Origin of the sequence: Mycobacterium sp. 852002-53434_SCH5985345 (assembly GCF_001667155.1) — a bacterium.
Taxonomy (GTDB): Bacteria; Actinomycetota; Actinomycetes; order Mycobacteriales; family Mycobacteriaceae; genus Mycobacterium.
The window spans coordinates 24099-42467 of the sequence record NZ_LZIE01000019.1; the positions used below are offsets into that span (position 1 = coordinate 24099).

Consider the following 18369-nt stretch of genomic DNA (forward strand, 5'->3'; position numbering starts at 1 on the left):
AGATGGGGGTGACGATGACGACTTTGGAATCGCTGCTGAACGATCCCGACCTGGCCGGCGTGTGGAACCTCGTCCCGGACCGCTCGGAGATCACCTTCAAGGTCGCAAACCTGTGGGGCCTGCTGAACGTCAAGGGCCGCTTCACCGAGTTCAGCGGCGACGGCCAACTGACGGCGAAGGGGGCGGTTTTCGGCCGCCTCGACATCCGCACCGCCTCCCTGGACACGGGGATAGGCCGGCGCGACAAGCACCTGCGCTCGCCCGACTTCTTCGACGTCGAGCGCTTCGGTGAGATCAGCGTCGTCGTCACCGCGGTGCACCCGACCAAAGGCAAGGCCGCAGACCTCCGCGCGGCCTTCACCATCAAGGGCATCACCGCTCCGCTGCCCCTGTCCGCCACGATCACCGAGCTCGACGACGGCTCGATCCGGATCGCCGGGGAAACCAAGGTGGATCGCACCCAGTTCGACCTGGGCTGGAACCGGCTCGGCATGATCGGCTCGAAGGCGAAGGCGGCGGCCGAAGCCGTCTTCGTGCGGGCTGCCCAGTGAAGCCGGTGCGACACCAGTAGCATCTGCACCGTGTCCGATTCCAGCCCCGAATCCAGCGTTGCCCTGCGGATCCTGGTCTACAGCGATAACGCCAAAACCCGCGAACAAGTCATCCGGGCACTGGGCAAGCATCTGCATCCGGACCTGCCCGAGCTGACCTACCTCGAGGTGGCGACCGCCCCGATGGTGGTGCGCCAGATGGACGAGGGCGGCATCGACTTGGCCATTCTCGACGGGGAAGCCACGCCCACCGGCGGCATGGGAATCGCCAAACAACTCAAAGACGAACTTTCCACGTGCCCACCGATCCTGGTGCTCACCGGCCGCCCGGACGACGCCTGGCTGGCGAACTGGTCGCGGGCCGAAGCCGCAGTGCCGCATCCCCTCGATCCCATCGTGCTGGGCCGCACGGTGCTCGGACTGCTCCGCACACCCACGCGCTAGCCCTTTCACCTGCGTCGATACGCGCCGGCGTGACCCCGGCCGCGACCGGCGGCGGGCCGCCCGGTTGCGGCGACACAAAAACGAGGCGAATACCCCCACCCCGACAAAACACACCCGTCTTCGCGACGCTATGTTGTGAAGGTCACTGTGACGTGCCGCAGCCCGCGTACGTCACAGCAGCCCGGCCCCCGCCCGGCCGCCGCACCGGCGGCCCGTACGAGGAGATCTTGGAGCGAGTTGAACGTCTACATACCCATCTTGGTGCTCGGAGCGATAGCGGCGGCCTTCGCCGTGGGATCGGTGGCGATCGCGAGCCTGGCCGGCCCGACGCGTTACAACAAGTCGAAGATGGCCCCCTACGAGTGCGGGATCGAACCCACCGACAGTCCGGTCAGCGGCCCGCACGCGGCGAGCGGCCAGCGGTTCCCGGTGAAGTATTACCTGACCGCAATGCTTTTTATCGTCTTCGACATCGAAATCGTGTTCTTGTATCCATGGGCGGTCAGTTACGACGCGCTGGGAACGTTCGCGTTGGTCGAGATGGTGGTGTTCATGCTCACGGTCTTAGTGGCGTACGCCTATGTGTGGCGCCGCGGCGGCCTGACGTGGGATTGAGGTAGACGTGGGTCTCGAAGAACAGCTGCCCGGCGGGATTCTGCTGTCAACGGTCGAGAAGGTGGCCGGCTACGTTCGCAAGAATTCCCTGTGGCCGGCGACGTTCGGGTTGGCGTGCTGTGCCATCGAGATGATGGCAACCGCCGGGCCAAGATTCGACATAGCGCGGTTCGGCATGGAGCGATTCTCGGCGACGCCGCGGCAGGCCGACCTGATGATCGTCGCGGGCCGCGTGAGCCAGAAGATGGCGCCGGTGCTCCGCCAGATCTATGACCAGATGGGCGAGCCGAAGTGGGTGCTGGCCATGGGCGTGTGCGCGTCGTCCGGCGGGATGTTCAATAACTACGCGATCGTGCAGGGCGTGGACCACGTGGTTCCGGTGGACATCTACCTGCCCGGCTGCCCGCCGCGGCCGGAGATGCTGTTGCACGCAATCCTGAAGCTGCACGAGAAGATTCAGGAGATGCCTCTGGGCGTCAACCGCGAAGAAGCCATCGCCGAGGCCGAGCAGGCGGCGCTGGCGGCCCGGCCCACGATCGAGATGCGCGGACTGCTGCGATGAGCTCGCCCGACCAAGGTCCCCAAGAGGCGATCAGCCAGGCCGACGAAGAAGTGATCGACGTGCGCCGCGGCATGTTCGGCGCCAAGGGTTCGGGTGACACGTCCGGCTACGGGCGCCTGGTGCGCGAGGTCATGCTTCCCGGCAGCAGCCCCCGACCCTACGGCCGCTACTTCGACGACGTGGTCGACACACTGGCCCAGGCGCTGAAAAGCGCGGACGTCGAATTCTCCGACGCGATAGAGAAAGTCGTGGTGTACCGCGACGAGCTGACCCTGCACGTGCGCCGCGAAGCGCTGCCCCGGGTCGCCCAGCACCTACGCGATGAGCCGGGGCTGCGTTTCGAGATGTGTCTGGGTGTCAGCGGGGTGCACTACCCCCACGAGACCGGTCGCGAACTGCACGCGGTGTACCCGTTGCAGTCGATCACGCACAATCGCCGCGTCCGCCTGGAAGTGGCTGCGCCGGACAGCGATCCGCACATCCCCTCGCTGTTCGGGGTCTATCCGACCAGCGACTGGCACGAGCGCGAAACCTACGACTTCTTCGGCATCATCTTCGACGGACACCCGTCGCTGACCCGCATCGAGATGCCCGACGACTGGCATGGCCACCCGCAGCGCAAGGACTATCCCCTCGGCGGCATTCCGGTGGAATACAAGGGAGCCCAGATTCCCCCGCCCGACGAGCGGAGAGCGTACAACTGATGAGCACAATCACCGACGCGACGCACGATGGCGGTGCCCCGGAGACCGTCTTGGTCGCCGGCGGACAGGACTGGGACCAGATCGTCGAAGCCGCCCGCAAGGCAGACCCCGGCGAACGGATCGTCGTCAACATGGGTCCGCAGCACCCGTCCACCCACGGGGTGTTGCGGCTGATCTTGGAGATCGAGGGCGAAACGGTCACCGACGTTCGCTGCGGAATCGGCTACCTGCACACCGGTATCGAGAAGAACCTCGAATATCGCTACTGGGCGCAGGGGGTCACCTTCGTAACCCGAATGGATTACCTGTCACCGTTTTTCAACGAGGTCGCGTACTGCCTGGGCGTGGAGAAGCTGCTCGGCATCACCGATCAGATACCCGAGCGGGTCAACGTCATCCGGGTGATGATGATGGAGCTCAACCGGATCTCCTCGCATCTGGTCGCACTCGCCACCGGCGGCATGGAATTGGGCGCCATGACCCCGATGTTCGTCGGTTTCCGCGGCCGCGAGATCGTGCTGACCCTGTTCGAGAAGATCTCCGGGTTGCGGATGAACAGCGCCTACATCCGGCCGGGCGGCGTGGCGCAGGATCTACCGCCGGGCGCGGAGTCCGACATCGCCGAAGCCCTCAAGCCGCTGCGCCAGGTACTGCGCGAAATGGGCGGTCTGCTCAACGAGAACGCCATCTGGAAGGCCCGCACCCAGGACGTCGGCTACCTGGATCTGACCGGCTGCATGGCGCTCGGCATCACCGGACCGATCCTGCGCGCCACCGGGTTGCCGCACGACCTGCGCAAGAGCGAACCGTACTGCGGATATGAAAACTACGAATTCGACGTGATGACCGCCGACACGTGTGATGCTTACGGGCGCTACATGATTCGCGTCAACGAGATGTGGGAGTCGATCAAGATCGTCGAGCAGTGTCTGGACAAGTTGAAGCCGGGCCCGACCATGATCTCCGACCGCAAGATCGCCTGGCCGGCCGACCTCAAGGTGGGCCCGGACGGGATGGGTAACTCACAGGAGCACATCGCCAAGATCATGGGCGGCTCGATGGAGGCCTTGATCCACCACTTCAAGCTGGTCACCGAGGGCATCCGTGTTCCGGCGGGCCAGGTCTACACCGCGGTGGAATCACCGCGCGGGGAGCTCGGCGTGCACATGGTGAGCGACGGCGGCACCCGCCCCTATCGGGTGCACTACCGCGACCCGTCGTTCACCAACCTGCAGTCGGTCGCCGCGATGTGCGAGGGCGGCATGGTGGCCGACCTGATCACCGCGGTCGCCAGCATCGACCCGGTCATGGGCGGGGTGGATCGGTGACCGGCCCGCAAGGACAGCCGGTGTTCATCCGGCTCGGACCACCGCCCGAGGAACCCAACGCGTTCGTGGTTGAGGGTGCGCCGCAATCGTATTCGGCGGAGGTGCGGGCGCGGCTGGAGGTCGACGCCAAGGAGATCATGGGCCGCTACCCCGATAAGCGCTCGTCGCTGCTGCCGTTGCTGCACCTGGTACAGGCCGAGGACTCCTACCTGACCCCCGCCGGTTTGGAGTTCTGCGGTGAGCAGCTGGGCCTGACCGGCGCCGAGGTGTCGGCGGTGGCGAGCTTCTACACGATGTATCGCCGCGGACCCACCGGCGACTATCTGGTCGGTGTCTGCACCAACACGCTGTGCGCCATCATGGGCGGCGACGCCGTATTCGAGGCCCTGCAGGAGCATTTGGGCATCGGCAACGACGAGACCACCCCCGACGGCTCCGTCACCCTGCAACACATCGAATGCAACGCCGCCTGCGACTACGCGCCGGTGGTGATGGTCAACTGGGAGTTCTTCGACAACCAGACACCGGAGTCGGCCCGCGAGCTCGTCGACTCGTTGCGCTCGGGTGAGCCCAAACCGCCCACCCGCGGCGCCCCGCTGTGCGCCTTCCGCGAGACGTCACGCATCCTGGCCGGCCTGCCCGACGAACGGCCCGACCAGGGCCAGGGCGGTGCGGGCGAGGCCACGCTGGCGGGTCTGAGGGTGGCGAAGGAAAACGGCATGCAGGCGCCCAACCCGCCCGGAGGCCAGTCATGACCAGCTCTCAGGCCACGCCGCTCACCCCGGTCATCAGCCGGTTCTGGGACGACCCCGAGTCGTGGACCCTGGAGACCTACCGCCGTCACGACGGCTATGAGGGGATGAAGAGGGCGCTGGCCATGGCGCCCGACGACGTGATCGCCATGGTCAAGGACTCCGGGTTGCGCGGGCGCGGTGGCGCCGGCTTCTCGACCGGAACGAAGTGGTCGTTCATCCCGCAGGGCGACACCGGCGCGGCCGCCAAGCCGCACTACCTGGTGGTCAACGCCGACGAATCGGAACCCGGTACGTGCAAAGACATTCCGTTGATGCTGGCGACGCCGCACGTGCTCGTCGAGGGCGTCATCATCGCCGCCTACGCAATCCGGGCCAGCCACGCGTTCATCTACGTGCGCGGCGAAGTGCTGCCGGTGTTGCGCCGCCTGCAGAACGCGGTGGCCGAGGCGTACGCCGCCGGGTACCTGGGCCGCGACATCAACGGCTCGGGTTTCGACCTGGAGCTCGTGGTGCACGCCGGCGCCGGCGCCTACATCTGCGGCGAGGAAACCGCGCTGCTGGATTCGCTGGAAGGCCGCCGCGGCCAGCCGCGGCTCCGGCCGCCGTTCCCCGCGGTGGCGGGGCTCTACGGCTGCCCCACGGTGATCAACAACGTCGAGACGATCGCCAGCGTGCCGCCCATCGTCCTGAACGGCGTCGACTGGTTCCGGTCGATGGGCAGCGAGAAATCGCCTGGCTTCACGCTGTATTCGCTGTCCGGTCATGTCGCCCGGCCCGGCCAGTACGAGGCGCCGCTGGGTATCACGTTGCGCGAGTTGCTCGCCTACGCCGGCGGGGTGCGGGCCGGCCACCGGCTCAAGTTCTGGACGCCCGGCGGGTCGTCCACCCCGCTGCTCACCGACGAGCACCTCGACGTGCCGCTGGACTACGAGGGCGTGGGCGCGGTCGGCTCCATGCTGGGCACCAAGGCGCTGGAGATCTTCGACGAGACCACCTGCGTGGTGCGAGCCGTGCGCCGCTGGACGTACTTCTACAAGCACGAATCGTGCGGGAAGTGCACCCCCTGCCGGGAGGGCACCTTCTGGCTGGACCAGATCTACGAGCGGCTGGAAACCGGCAAGGGCACTCCCGAGGACATCGACAAGCTGTTGGACATCTCCGACACCATCTTGGGAAAGTCCTTCTGCGCGTTGGGCGATGGCGCCGCCAGCCCGGTGATGTCGTCGATCAAGTACTTCCGCGACGAATACGTGGCGCACGTCGAAGACGGTGGCTGCCCGTTCGACCCCCGAGACTCCATGCTGAACGGAAAGGCTTGACGCTTGACTAGTGCCGCCAAAACCGAAACCGGTGACGAGGTGCGCCCGCCGGACATGGTGACGCTGACCATCGACGGCAACGAAATCAGCGTGCCCAAGGGCACATTGGTGATCCGCGCGGCCGAGTTGATGGGCATCCAGATCCCGCGGTTCTGCGACCACCCGCTGCTCGAGCCGGTCGGCGCGTGCCGGCAGTGTCTGGTTGAGGTTGAGGGGCAACGCAAGCCGATGGCCTCGTGCACCACCGTCGCCACCGATGACATGGTCGTGCGCACGCAGCTCACGTCGGAGGCCGCGGACAAAGCCCAGCACGGTGTGATGGAGCTGCTGCTCATCAACCACCCGCTGGACTGCCCGATGTGCGACAAGGGCGGCGAGTGCCCGTTGCAGAACCAGGCGATGTCCAACGGCCGCGCCGATTCTCGCTTCACCGACGTCAAGCGCACCTTCGCCAAACCGATCAACATCTCCGCCCAGGTGCTGCTGGATCGTGAGCGCTGCATCCTGTGCGCCCGCTGCACGCGGTTCTCCGAGCAGATCGCCGGGGACATTTTCATCGACATGCAGGAGCGCGGCGCCCTGCAGCAGGTCGGCATCTACGCCAATGAGCCGTTCGACTCGTACTTCTCGGGCAACACGGTGCAGATCTGCCCGGTCGGCGCGCTGACCGGAACGGCCTACCGTTTCCGGGCCCGCCCCTTCGACCTGGTGTCCAGTCCCAGCGTCTGCGAACACTGCGCGTCCGGGTGCGCCCAGCGCACCGACCATCGCCGCGGCAAGGTATTGCGCCGGCTGGCCGGCGACGACCCGGAAGTCAACGAGGAGTGGAACTGCGACAAGGGGCGGTGGGCGTTCTCCTACGCGACCCAGCCGGACGTGATCGGCACTCCCCTGATTCGCGACGCCGACGGCACGCTGGTGCCCGCGTCGTGGTCGCACGCGATGGCGACAGCGATTCGGGGCCTGGACGCGGCCCGCGGGCGCACGGGCGTGCTGGTTGGCGGCCGGGCCACCCTGGAAGACGCCTACGCGTACTCCAAGTTCGCCCGAATCGTGTTGGACAGCAACGATATTGACTTTCGATCACGCCTGAACTCCACCGAGGAGGCCGACTTCCTGGCGTCGCGCATCGCCGGCCGGCGCGACGTCAGCTATTCCGATCTGGAATCGGCGCCGGTGGTGGTGCTGGTCGGGTTCGAGCCCGAAGACGAGTCGCCCATCGTGTTCCTGCGGCTGCGCAAGGCCGCCCGCAAGCACCGGCTACCGGTGTACGCGGTGGCGCCGTTCGCCACCCGGGCGCTGGTGAAGATGTCCGGGCGGCTCGTCAAAACCGTTCCGGGGGCCGAAGCGGCGGCGCTGGACGGGCTGGCCAGCGGCGAGGTGGGCGAACTGCTGTCCACCGCCGGCGCGGTCATCATGGTCGGCGAACGCCTGGCCACGGTGCCCGGCGGATTGTCCGCCGCCGCCCGGCTCGCCGACGCCACCGGGGCCCGGCTGGCGTGGGTGCCGCGCCGAGCCGGCGAGCGGGGCGCGCTGGAGGCCGGCGCGCTGCCCGCCCTGCTGCCGGGCGGCCGCCCCCTCGACGACGAGACCGCCCGCGCGCAGATCGCCGCGGCGTGGCACGTCTCCGAATTGCCTTCCGCCCCAGGACGTGACGTCGACGGCATCCTGGCCGCCGCCGCCGACGGGACGCTGGGCGCCCTGCTTGTCGGCGGTGTCGAGCCCGACGACTTCGCCGACCCCGAAGCGGTGCTCGCCGCGCTGGACTCCGCCGGATTCGTGGTCAGCCTGGAGCTGCGGCGCAGCGCCGTTACCGACCGCGCCGACGTGGTATTCCCCGTCGCGCCGACCACGCAGAAGGCCGGGGCCTTCGTCAACTGGGAGGGCCGCTACCGCCCGTTCGAACCGGCGCTGCGCTGGAGTAGCGAGCAAGCCAGCCAGTCCGACCACCAAGTGCTCGACGCCCTGGCCGACGAGATGGGCGTCTACCTGGGGCTGTCGACCGCCGCGGCGGCCCGCGCCGAACTCGCCGCGCTGGGCACCTGGGACGGCAATTGGGCCGCCGGCCCGGCGGTCGCGGCCCCGGAGCCGACCGAGCCCGGGCCCGGCGAGGCGTTGCTGACCGGCTGGCGGATGTTGCTAGACAACGGCCGAATGCAAGACGGCGAACCGCATCTGGCCGGGACCGCGCGCAAGCCCGCTGTGCGGCTGTCGGCCGACACGGCCGCCGAGATCGGCGCCGCCGACGGTGACGCGGTCACCGTCAGCACGCCGCGCGGATCGATCAGCCTGCCGCTGATCATCACCGACATGCCCGACCGGGTGGTGTGGCTTCCGCTGAACTCCCCGGGCTGCGCCGTCCACCGGCAGCTGGGCGTAACCCTGGGCAGCACAGTGAAAATCGGAGTGGGCTCATGACGACGACCTCCCTGACCGCGTTCGGACACGACACCTGGTGGCTGGTGCTGGGCAAGGCGCTGGCCATCTTCGTGTTCCTCATGCTCAACGTGCTGGTCGCGATCCTGCTCGAGCGCAAGATTCTCGGCTGGATGCAGCTGCGGCCCGGACCGAACCGCGCGGGACCGTGGGGTGTCCTGCAGAGCCTGGCCGACGGAATCAAGTTGGCGCTCAAGGAAACCATCACGCCGGGCGGCGTCGACAAGTTCGTCTACTTCGCGGCGCCGGTCATCTCCACCATCCCCGCGTTCACCGCCTTCGCGTTCATCCCGTTCGGGCCGGTGGTGTCGGTGTTCGGGCACAGCACACCGCTCCAGCTGACCGACCTCCCGGTGGCGGTGCTGTTCATCCTGGGGCTTTCGGCGATCGGCGTGTACGGGATCGTGCTGGGCGGCTGGGCGTCCGGCTCCACCTACCCGCTGCTGGGCGGGGTGCGCTCGACCGCGCAGGTCATCTCCTACGAGGTGGCGATGGGGCTGTCGTTCGCGGCGGTGTTCCTTTACGCCGGCTCCATGTCGACGTCACAGATCGTGGCGGCGCAGGACCGGGTCTGGTACGTGTTCCTGCTGCTGCCGTCGTTCGTCATCTACCTGATCTCCATGGTGGGCGAAACCAACCGGGCGCCATTCGATTTGCCCGAGGCCGAGGGTGAGCTGGTCGCCGGATTCCACACCGAGTACTCGTCGCTGAAGTTCGCGATGTTCATGCTGGCCGAATACGTCAACATGATGACGGTTTCGTCGCTGGCCACCGTCCTGTTCTTCGGTGGCTGGCACGCACCATGGCCCATCAACATGTGGGCCGGCGCCAACACCGGGTGGTGGCCGCTGCTCTGGTTCACCGCCAAGATGTGGACGTTCCTGTTCGTCTACTTCTGGCTGCGGGCCTCCCTGCCCCGGCTGCGCTACGACCAGTTCATGGGACTGGGCTGGAAGCTGCTGATCCCGGCCTCGCTGGTCTGGGTGCTGATTGCGGCGGTGATTCGCACCCTGCAGAACCAGGGGTACGCGCACTGGACCCCGGTGCTGGTCGCCTGCAGCATCGTTTTCGCGACGGCGCTGGTGCTGTTGCTGCGAAAACCGTTCGCCACGCCCGGTATTCGCGCACTGGAGCGACAGCTCCGCCGCGAGGCCAAGCAACTCCCGGCCGGCCAGACCCCCACGCCGGTATTCCCGACACCGCCGCTGCCGATGAAGTCCCTGGCGGCCGCGAGCAAGGAGAAAGCACGTGGCTAAAGTTTTTCGGCGGCCGTTAGCCGCCATTGCCGGATTCGGCGTGACGTTCGGCTCGATGTTCAAAAGGCACGTCACCGAGGAGTATCCGGAGAAGCCGGGTCCCGTCGCGCCGCGCTATCACGGCCGTCACCAGCTCAACCGTTACCCCGACGGTCTGGAGAAATGCATCGGGTGCGAGCTGTGCGCCTGGGCGTGCCCGGCCGACGCGATCTACGTGGAGGGTGCGGACAACACCGAGGAGCTCCGGTATTCGCCCGGGGAACGCTACGGCCGGGTCTATCAGATCAACTACCTGCGTTGCATCGGCTGCGGGCTGTGCATCGAGGCCTGCCCCACCCGGGCACTGACGATGACCAACGACTACGAGATGGCCGACGACAACCGCGCCGACCTCATCTACGAAAAGGACCGGCTGCTGGCGCCGCTGCTGCAGGACATGCTCGCGCCGCCGCACCCCCGGGCCCCCGGCGCCACCGACAAGGATTACTACCAGGGCAACGTCACCGCGAACGGCCTGCGCGAAACCGAGAACGCCGGGGAATCCCGGTGACTGGGGTAACGGGCCAGCTCCTGGCTTCCAATTTGGCTTCTGAGACGATCGTCCGCACCTCCACCGGTGAGGCGGTGGCGTTCTGGGTGCTGGGAGCGCTGGCGCTGATCGGGGCGATCGGGGTGGTGCTGGCGGTCAACGCCGTGTACTCGGCGATGTTCCTGGCGATGACGATGATCATCCTGGCGGTGTTCTACATGATCCAGGACGCGCTGTTTCTGGGCGTCGTCCAAGTCGTGGTCTACACCGGCGCGGTGATGATGCTGTTCTTGTTCGTGCTGATGCTGATCGGCGTGGACTCCGCGGAATCCCTGAAGGAGACGCTGCACGGCCAGCGCATCGCCGCCGTCCTGGCCGGCGTGGGGTTCGGCGTTCTGCTGATCGCCGCCATCGGCGCCGGCGCGACCGGCGGCTTCGCCGGGCTGACCACCGCCAACGCGAACGGCAATGTGGAAGGGCTTGCCGCGCTGATCTTCTCCCGGTACGTCTGGGCGTTCGAACTCACCAGCGCGCTGCTGATCACCGCGGCCCTAGGGGCGATGGTACTGGCACACCGCGAACGTTTCGAGCGGCGTAAGACGCAGCGGGAGCTCTCGCAGGAGAGATTCCAGGCCGGTCGGCACCCCACCCCGATGCCCAGCCCCGGCGTCTACGCGCGCCACAACGCCGTCGACGTGGCCGCGCTGCTGCCGGACGGTTCGTACTCGGAGCTGTCGGTGTCGCCGATCCTGCGCAGCCGCGGCGCCGACGGTAAGGAAACGCCCTCCCGTCAGGCGAGCCCCTCCCTATCACAAGGCGGCACCTCATGAATCCGGCCAATTACCTCTATCTTTCGGCCCTGCTGTTCACCATCGGCGCGTCGGGTGTGCTGTTGCGACGCAACGCCATCGTGATGTTCATGTGCGTCGAGCTGATGCTGAACGCGGTGAACCTGGCGTTCGTCACGTTCGCGCGGATGCACGGCCACCTGGACGGGCAGATGATCGCGTTCTTCACGATGGTGGTGGCCGCGTGCGAGGTCGTCGTCGGCCTGGCGATCATCATGACGATTTTCCGTGCCCGCAAGTCGGCGTCGGTCGACGACGCGAACCTACTCAAAGGCTAACGACGCCAACATGACTCACTACACCTGGCTGCTGGTGGCGCTTCCGCTGGCGGGTGCCGCGATCCTGTTGTTCGGCGGGCGACGCACCGACGCCTGGGGCCACTGGCTGGGCTGCGCCACCGCCCTCGCGGCGTTCGGCGTCGGCCTGAGCCTACTCAACGAGCTGCTCGGCCGCGGCGCGGACGACCGCGTTATCCACCAGACGGTGTTCACCTGGATCCCGGTCGGCCAACTGCAGGTGGACCTCGGCATGCAGATCGACCAGCTCTCGGTGTGTTTCGTGCTGCTGATCTCGGGGGTCGGGTCGCTGATCCACATCTATTCGGTCGCCTACATGGCCGAAGACCCGGACCGCCGAAGGTTTTTCGGCTACCTCAACCTGTTCCTCGCCTCGATGCTGCTGCTGGTGGTCGCCGACAACTACGTGGTCCTCTACGTCGGGTGGGAAGGCGTGGGCCTGGCCTCCTACCTGCTCATCGGGTTCTGGTACCACAAGCCCACGGCGGCTACCGCCGCCAAGAAGGCGTTCGTGATGAACCGCGTCGGGGACGCCGGGCTCGCTTTGGGAATGTTCTTGATGTTCAGCACCTTCGGCACGCTGTCCTACGCCGGGGTGTTCGGCGGTGCGCCCGCCGCAGGCCGCGGCGCGCTGACGGCAATGGGGTTGCTGCTGCTGCTGGGTGCCTGCGCCAAGTCCGCGCAGGTCCCGCTGCAGGCCTGGTTGGGTGACGCCATGGAGGGCCCCACCCCGGTGTCCGCGCTGATCCACGCCGCCACCATGGTGACCGCCGGCGTCTACCTCATCGTGCGCTCCAACCCGCTCTACAACCTGGCGCCCGATGCTCAGACCGCCGTCGTCGTCGTCGGCGCCGTCACGCTGTTGCTCGGGGCGTTCATCGGCTGCGCCAAGGACGACATCAAGCGCGCGCTGGCGGCATCCACGATGAGCCAGATCGGCTACATGGTGCTGGCCGCCGGATTGGGCCCGGCCGGTTACGCGTTCGCGATCATGCATCTGCTCACCCACGGCTTCTTCAAGGCGGGCTTGTTCCTCGGCTCCGGCGCGGTGATCCACGCGATGCACGAGGAACAGGACATGCGCCGCTACGGTGGCCTGCGCGCGGCGCTGCCGATCACCTTCGCCACCTTCGGCCTCGGGTATCTGGCGATCATCGGCGTGCCGCCATTCGCGGGCTTCTTCTCCAAGGACGCCATCATCGAGGCGGCGCTGGGCGCCGGCGGCGTCCGCGGTTATGTGCTGGGCGGGGCGGCGCTGCTGGGCGCGGGCGTCACCGCGTTCTACATGACCCGCGTCATGCTGATGACGTTCTTCGGCAGAAAGCGTTGGGCGCCAAACACTCATCCGCACGAGGCGCCCGGCCTGATGACGTGGCCGATGATCCTGCTCGCCGTCGGCTCGGTGTTCTCCGGGGGGCTGCTGGCGTGGCGGGGCACCCTGCAACGCTGGCTCGAGCCGGTCGTCGGTAAGCACGAAGAGGTGACCCACGCCTTCCCCGCCTGGGCGAACACCGCGCTGGCGCTGGGCGTGGTTATCGTCGGGATCGCGGTGGCCTACCGGTTGTACGCGAACGCCGAAATCCCCAGGGTGGCGCCGCTTGCGGTGTCACCGCTCACGACGGCCGCACGCAGAGACTTCTATGGCGACGCCTTCAACGAGGAGGTGTTCATGCGCCCCGGCGCGGAACTGACCCAAGCGCTCGTCGACGTCGACAACGCGGGGGTGGACGGTTCCGTCAACGCGCTCGCCGCGCTGGTAAGCCGAACTTCGAATCGCCTGCGGGGGCTGCAAACCGGCTTCGCCCGCAACTACGCATTGTCGATGCTGACGGGCGCGGTCCTGGTGATCGCGCTGATCCTGGCGGTGAAACTGTGGTGAAAAATCTGCCCTGGCTGAGCATCCTGTGGCTGCTGCCGCTGGCCGGTTCGGTGCTCGTCATCCTGCTGCCGCCGGGACTGCGCCGGCTCGCCAAGTGGACCGGCCTGGTCTTCGGCGTCCTCACGCTGGCGGTCGCGATCGTCGTCACCCTCGGCTTCAAGTCGGGTGGCACCACTTACCAGTTCGTCGAAAGCCATTCCTGGATACCGGCGTTCGGCGCCACCTACTCGCTCGGAGTGGACGGCATCGCGGTGGTGCTGGTGCTGCTCACCGCGGTGCTGATCCCGGTGCTGCAGGTGGCCGGCTGGAACGATGGCGGAGAACGCAGCCCTCGCGGCGTGCACGCCTATGTAGCCCTGACGCTGGCCATCGAGTCGATGGTGCTGATCTCGGTGGTCGCGCTGGACGTGTTGCTCTTCTACGTCTTCTTCGAGGCCATGCTCATCCCGATGTACTTCCTGATCGGGGGCTTCGGCGGCGGGGCCGGCAGGTCACGCGCGGCGGTGAAGTTCTTGCTGTACAACCTGTTCGGTGGGCTGATCATGCTGGCCGCCGTGATCGGGCTGTACGTGGTGACCGCGCAGCACGGTTCGGGCACCTTCGACTTCCGCGAGATCGTCGCCGGCGTGGCCTCCGGCCGCTACGGGGCCGACTCCGCGGTGTTCAAGGCGCTGTTCCTGGGTTTCATGTTCGCGTTCGCCATCAAGGCGCCGCTCTGGCCGTTCCACCGCTGGCTGCCCGACGCCGCGGTGGAGGCCACCCCGGCCACCGCGGTGCTGATGATGGCGGTGATGGACAAGGTCGGCACCTTCGGCATGCTGCGCTACTGCCTGCAGCTGTTCCCCGGCGCCTCAACCTATTTCCGGCCCCTGATCGTCGTGCTGGCCGTCATCGGTGTCATCTACGGCGCGGTCGTGGCCATCGGGCAGACCGACATCATGCGCCTGATCGCCTACACCTCCATCTCGCACTTCGGGTTCATCATTCTCGGCATCTTCGTGATGACGAGCCAGGGGCAAAGCGGGTCGACGCTGTACATGCTCAACCACGGCCTGTCCACGGCGGCGGTGTTCCTGATCGCGGGGTTCCTGATATCCCGGCACGGCAGCCGGAAGATCGCCGATTACGGCGGGGTGCAGAAGGTGGCGCCCATCCTGGCGGGGACGTTCCTCGTCTCGGCGATGGCCACCCTGTCGCTTCCCGGTCTGGCGCCCTTCATCAGCGAATTCCTGGTCCTGCTGGGCACTTTCAACCGGTACTGGCTGGCCGCCGCCTTCGGTGTCACCGCGCTGGTGTTGTCCGCCATCTACATGCTGTGGCTCTACCAGCGCATGATGACCGGACCGGTGGCCTCCGGCAACGAGAAGATCGGCGACCTGCGGGCGCGCGAATTGCTCGTCGTCGCACCGTTGATCGCGTTGTTGTTCGTCCTCGGGGTTTACCCGACGCCGGTGCTGGACATCATCAACCCCGCCGTCGAGAACACGATGACCACCATCGGTCAGCATGATCCCGCGCCGAGCGTGCCGGCGGTCAACCGCGCACCCCGGACAGCCGAAGGACCGCGATAATGACCCTCCCCACCCCCAGCATCGAGTACTTCCTGCTCTGCCCGACGCTCATCGTGTTCGGTGTCGCCGTGGTCGGCGTCCTCGCGGAAGCCTTCCTGCCGAGGCGGATTCGCTATGGCGCCCAGGTGACACTGGCCTTGGCCGGTTTGGTCGCAGCCTTCGTCGCGGTGATCGCGGTGAGCCGCTCCGTCCCGGCCTCCGGCCGCGCGACGGTGCTGGGCGCGATGGCCGTCGACCGGCCGACCCTCTACCTACAGGGCACGGTGCTGCTGGTCGCGGTGCTGGCGGTCATCTTCATCGCCGAACGCACGCAAGCCAAGGCGGACAGCAAGGTCGCCGCGGGGGTGGGCGCCGCCGGGTCGGTCGGCCTGGATTCCTTCACCCCGCAGGCGTCCGCGGTCCCGGGCAGCGACGCCGAGCGCGACGCGGAGCGGGCCGGGGCCGCGCAGACGGAGCTGTTCCCACTGGCGATGCTGTCCGTCGGCGGCATGATGGTCTTCCCCGCTTCCAACGACCTGTTGACGATGTTCGTTGCGCTGGAAGTTCTTTCGCTGCCGCTGTACCTGATGTGCGGCCTGGCCCGTCATCGGCGCCTGCTGTCGCAGGAGGCGGCGATGAAGTACTTCCTGTTGGGCGCCTTCTCGTCGGCGTTCTTCCTGTACGGCGTGGCGCTGCTGTACGGCGCGACCGGCACGCTGTTGCTGACCGGCATCCGGGATGCGCTGGCGGCGCACGGGGACACCTCGATGGCGTTGGTGGGCGTCGCGCTGCTGTCCGTCGGCCTGCTGTTCAAAGTGGGTGCGGTTCCGTTCCATTCGTGGATTCCGGACGTCTACCAGGGCGCGCCCACGCCCATCACCGGGTTCATGGCGGCCGCCACCAAGGTCGCGGCCTTCGGCGCGCTGCTGCGGGTGGTCTACGTCGCGCTGCCGCCTCTGCACGATCAATGGCGCCCGGTGCTGTGGACCATCTCGATCCTCACCATGGCGGTGGGCACCATCACCGCGGTTAACCAAACCGACGTCAAGCGGATGCTCGCCTACTCCTCGGTCGCCCACGTCGGGTTCATCCTGACCGGCGTGATCGCCGACAACCAGGCGGGGCTCTCGTCCACGCTGTTCTACCTGCTCGCCTACAGCTTCAGCACCGTCGGCGCGTTCGCGATCGTGAGCCTGATCCGCGATGCCGACGGCGTCGAGGACGCCACCCTGTCGCACTGGGCGGGACTCGGGCAGCGCTCACCGATTGTGGGCGTGATGTTTTCGATGTTCCTGCTGGCCTTCGCCGGCATCCCGCTGACGAGCGGATTCGTCAGCAAGCTCGCCGTGTTCAAGGCCGCGGCGCAGGGCGGCGCGGCGCCGCTGGTGATCATCGGTGTGGTGGCCAGTGGGATTGCGGCCTACTTCTACGTGCGGGTGATCGTGTCGATGTTCTTCACCGAGGCAACCGACGACACCCCCCACGTGGTGGCGCCGGGGATTTTGAGCAAGGCCGCGATCGCCGTCTGCGCCGTGATCACCGTGGCGCTGGGCGTCTTCCCGCAGCCGGTGCTCAACCTCGCCGACCAGGCCGCCCAGCTGCTGCACTGAGATCAGCCGAGGAACGGGCGCACGGCCAGCACGTAGACGGCCAGGGCGGCCAGCGGCGCGGCCAGCGGCAACCACGGCAGTTGCAGCGGGAACGACGTCGCGACCAATCCGGCGAACGTGAACCCAACTGCGCCAACGGCTGTCGGCCAGCTGCCCAGCACCACACCGGCTGACCCGCCGACCGCGTGGCGGCATACCAGGTAGGCGGCGGCGCTCAGCCCCGACAGCGCGACGAACACGGGCGGCGGGTCGGACAGCACGACGGTGACCACCGATAGCAGCACCGCAAGCGTTGCGGCTGGACGAAATGCCGTCCCCGCCAACACCGCGCCCAGGGCCGTGGCCCAAGCGGCCACGGCACGTCCGTGCGTGCCGTCAGCGGCCAATCCGACCATCAGCAGGCCGAACGCGATTGAGAACACCGGGGCCCACAGCCGCGGCAGTGCCGCCTTCTCGTCGCTAGCCACCGAGCCGCCCCCGGATCCTGCGGCGGCGGTCCGGCAGCACACCCATGGACTGCTCCAGCCCGCTATCCCCTTGCCACGACACGATGTCGACGCCGACGGTGGCCATGTCGCGATACATGGCGGAGCGCTGCAGCGTCCACATCCGGTCCACCAGGGGATCCTGCTCGCCCTCGAACGGGGAGCTGTCGAGGATGTCCACGGCGATGACGACGTGGCCCCGCTTGCGGAGGTCAATCAACGCGAGCGCGAATTCGGTATCGAGCAGCGTGGAGAACGCGATGACGATCGCGCCGGCGGGAACAGCCGCGCGCGGCGCCAACGTGCCCGTTGTCTTCTCGAATCGGTCGCCCGCACCGAGCACCGTGTCGAGGACCCGATAGAACTGGCGCTGCCCGATGTCGGCGCCCAGCCAGCGCGGGCGGTTGCCGCCCAGGGCGACGATTCCGGCGCGGTCCCCGTGGCGCAGCGCGGTCTGTACGACCTGCGCGGCGCCCCGAACCACGCGCTCGGTGGCGCGGGTCGCGGGGCCCAACGGTTGGCGGTAGGTGTCGATCAGCACCACCACGTCGGCGGCGCGGTCGGTGAGCCGCTGGGTGACGTGTAGCTGGCCGCGACGCGCGCTCACCGGCCAATTCACTGCGCGCAGTTGGTCTCCCGGCACGTAGGCGCGAATGTCGGCGTATTCGACGCCGGGGCCGACATGCCGGGTGAGGTGGGCGCCCAGGCGGTCGAGCAGCTCGGTCTGCGGGATGGGCGTCGACTGCGGGGGCGTCAGGGGAAAGACAATGACTTCGGCGGCGTCGACCGTCGCCGTCCCGTACAGCAGCCCGCCGCGCGCGACCGCGTCGACCCGGGTCCGGATGAAATACCGGCCCCAGCGTTGCGCCGTTGCCGCAACCCGTTTGCTCCGGCGGGAGTCCGAGTCGAGAACTTCGAGCTGCAACCCCTCCACGGGCGGAACCGTGACCTCGACCGCCGAAAACCCCGTTGCCTCGCCCTCTTCCGTCGCCCAGATGCGCAGCTGGGCGCGGTCGTCTTCAAAGCACCGCTGCGCATCGGGATCGCCGTGCACGCGGATCGTCGGCACGGGTCGTTGCCAGCTGATCGAGCACAGCACGCCCAGCAGCGGCGCCGCGAACGCGATCAGCTGCCACCGCGCGCCGATCACCGCGACCGCGAGCGCCAGCCCCGCGCAGCTGGCCATCGCCCGCGTCAAGTGC

The 18369-nt window shown here is 67.7% G+C and carries 18 protein-coding genes; 16 read left to right on the forward strand and 2 right to left on the reverse strand.

Annotated features, from left to right (window positions below; genetic code table 11):
* Positions 1-14 precede the first annotated feature (14 nt).
* From A5756_RS02815 to nuoN, 16 genes are all read left to right on the forward strand, one after another.
* Entirely contained in the window at positions 15-551 is a 537-nt protein-coding gene (locus tag A5756_RS02815) for a YceI family protein (RefSeq protein ID WP_066946788.1), read from the forward strand.
* A gap of 30 nt (positions 552-581) precedes the next feature.
* On the forward strand, positions 582-995 hold the full coding sequence (locus tag A5756_RS02820; protein ID WP_066946600.1) for a response regulator transcription factor: 414 nt from the start codon (positions 582-584) through the stop codon (positions 993-995).
* Positions 996-1232: 237 nt separating this feature from the next.
* Positions 1233-1610, forward strand: coding sequence for an NADH-quinone oxidoreductase subunit A (locus tag A5756_RS02825; RefSeq protein WP_066946603.1), 378 nt, complete (start codon positions 1233-1235; stop codon positions 1608-1610).
* A 7-nt stretch (positions 1611-1617) separates the two neighbouring features.
* Positions 1618-2172, forward strand: a complete 555-nt coding sequence (locus A5756_RS02830) for an NADH-quinone oxidoreductase subunit B family protein (protein ID WP_066946610.1) — start codon at positions 1618-1620, stop codon at positions 2170-2172.
* Positions 2169-2876 carry an NADH-quinone oxidoreductase subunit C gene (locus A5756_RS02835; protein WP_066946614.1) on the forward strand — a complete coding sequence of 236 codons (708 nt, stop codon included), beginning with the start codon at positions 2169-2171 and terminating at the stop codon, positions 2874-2876. Before A5756_RS02830 ends, A5756_RS02835 begins: the two co-directional genes overlap by 4 nt.
* Positions 2876-4204, forward strand: coding sequence for an NADH dehydrogenase (quinone) subunit D (gene nuoD, locus A5756_RS02840; protein ID WP_066946618.1), 1329 nt, complete (start codon positions 2876-2878; stop codon positions 4202-4204). The genes A5756_RS02835 and nuoD overlap by 1 nt, the downstream gene beginning before the upstream one ends.
* On the forward strand, positions 4201-4959 hold the full coding sequence (nuoE, locus tag A5756_RS02845; protein ID WP_066946622.1) for an NADH-quinone oxidoreductase subunit NuoE: 759 nt from the start codon (positions 4201-4203) through the stop codon (positions 4957-4959). The genes nuoD and nuoE overlap by 4 nt, the downstream gene beginning before the upstream one ends.
* Positions 4956-6278 (forward strand): NADH-quinone oxidoreductase subunit NuoF, encoded by a 1323-nt coding sequence (gene nuoF / locus A5756_RS02850; protein WP_066946626.1) that lies wholly within the window; start codon positions 4956-4958, stop codon positions 6276-6278. The genes nuoE and nuoF overlap by 4 nt, the downstream gene beginning before the upstream one ends.
* 3 nt (positions 6279-6281) lie before the next feature.
* Positions 6282-8696, forward strand: coding sequence for an NADH-quinone oxidoreductase subunit G (locus A5756_RS02855; protein WP_066946629.1), 2415 nt, complete (start codon positions 6282-6284; stop codon positions 8694-8696).
* 11 nt (positions 8697-8707) lie between these two features.
* The gene (gene nuoH, locus A5756_RS02860; protein WP_066946791.1) at positions 8708-9970 is read left to right on the forward strand and encodes an NADH-quinone oxidoreductase subunit NuoH; all 1263 of its coding nucleotides are present in this window, start codon (positions 8708-8710) and stop codon (positions 9968-9970) included.
* A complete protein-coding gene (gene nuoI, locus A5756_RS02865) occupies positions 9963-10520 on the forward strand; it encodes an NADH-quinone oxidoreductase subunit NuoI (protein ID WP_255360737.1) in 558 nt (185 codons plus the stop codon). The genes nuoH and nuoI overlap by 8 nt, the downstream gene beginning before the upstream one ends.
* A 20-nt stretch (positions 10521-10540) precedes the next feature.
* A complete protein-coding gene (locus A5756_RS02870) occupies positions 10541-11329 on the forward strand; it encodes an NADH-quinone oxidoreductase subunit J (RefSeq protein WP_066946799.1) in 789 nt (262 codons plus the stop codon).
* Positions 11326-11625, forward strand: a complete 300-nt coding sequence (nuoK, locus tag A5756_RS02875) for an NADH-quinone oxidoreductase subunit NuoK (protein ID WP_007168303.1) — start codon at positions 11326-11328, stop codon at positions 11623-11625. Before A5756_RS02870 ends, nuoK begins: the two co-directional genes overlap by 4 nt.
* A gap of 10 nt (positions 11626-11635) precedes the next feature.
* Positions 11636-13522 carry an NADH-quinone oxidoreductase subunit L gene (gene nuoL / locus A5756_RS02880; RefSeq protein WP_066946632.1) on the forward strand — a complete coding sequence of 629 codons (1887 nt, stop codon included), beginning with the start codon at positions 11636-11638 and terminating at the stop codon, positions 13520-13522.
* Positions 13519-15093: an NADH-quinone oxidoreductase subunit M gene (locus tag A5756_RS02885; RefSeq protein WP_197505727.1), complete on the forward strand. Its 1575-nt coding sequence runs from the start codon at positions 13519-13521 to the stop codon at positions 15091-15093. Before nuoL ends, A5756_RS02885 begins: the two co-directional genes overlap by 4 nt.
* Positions 15093-16682 carry an NADH-quinone oxidoreductase subunit NuoN gene (gene nuoN / locus A5756_RS02890; RefSeq protein ID WP_066946638.1) on the forward strand — a complete coding sequence of 530 codons (1590 nt, stop codon included), beginning with the start codon at positions 15093-15095 and terminating at the stop codon, positions 16680-16682. Before A5756_RS02885 ends, nuoN begins: the two co-directional genes overlap by 1 nt.
* A 2-nt stretch (positions 16683-16684) precedes the next feature.
* Here the strand turns inward: nuoN and A5756_RS02895 are convergent, their stop codons facing one another.
* Both A5756_RS02895 and A5756_RS02900 read right to left on the reverse strand, forming a co-directional pair.
* Positions 16685-17077 (reverse strand): hypothetical protein, encoded by a 393-nt coding sequence (locus A5756_RS02895; protein WP_231989290.1) that lies wholly within the window; start codon positions 17075-17077, stop codon positions 16685-16687.
* A 64-nt stretch (positions 17078-17141) separates the two neighbouring features.
* Positions 17142-18353: a DUF58 domain-containing protein gene (locus tag A5756_RS02900; RefSeq protein ID WP_156659176.1), complete on the reverse strand. Its 1212-nt coding sequence runs from the start codon at positions 18351-18353 to the stop codon at positions 17142-17144.
* Positions 18354-18369: the final 16 nt, after the last annotated feature.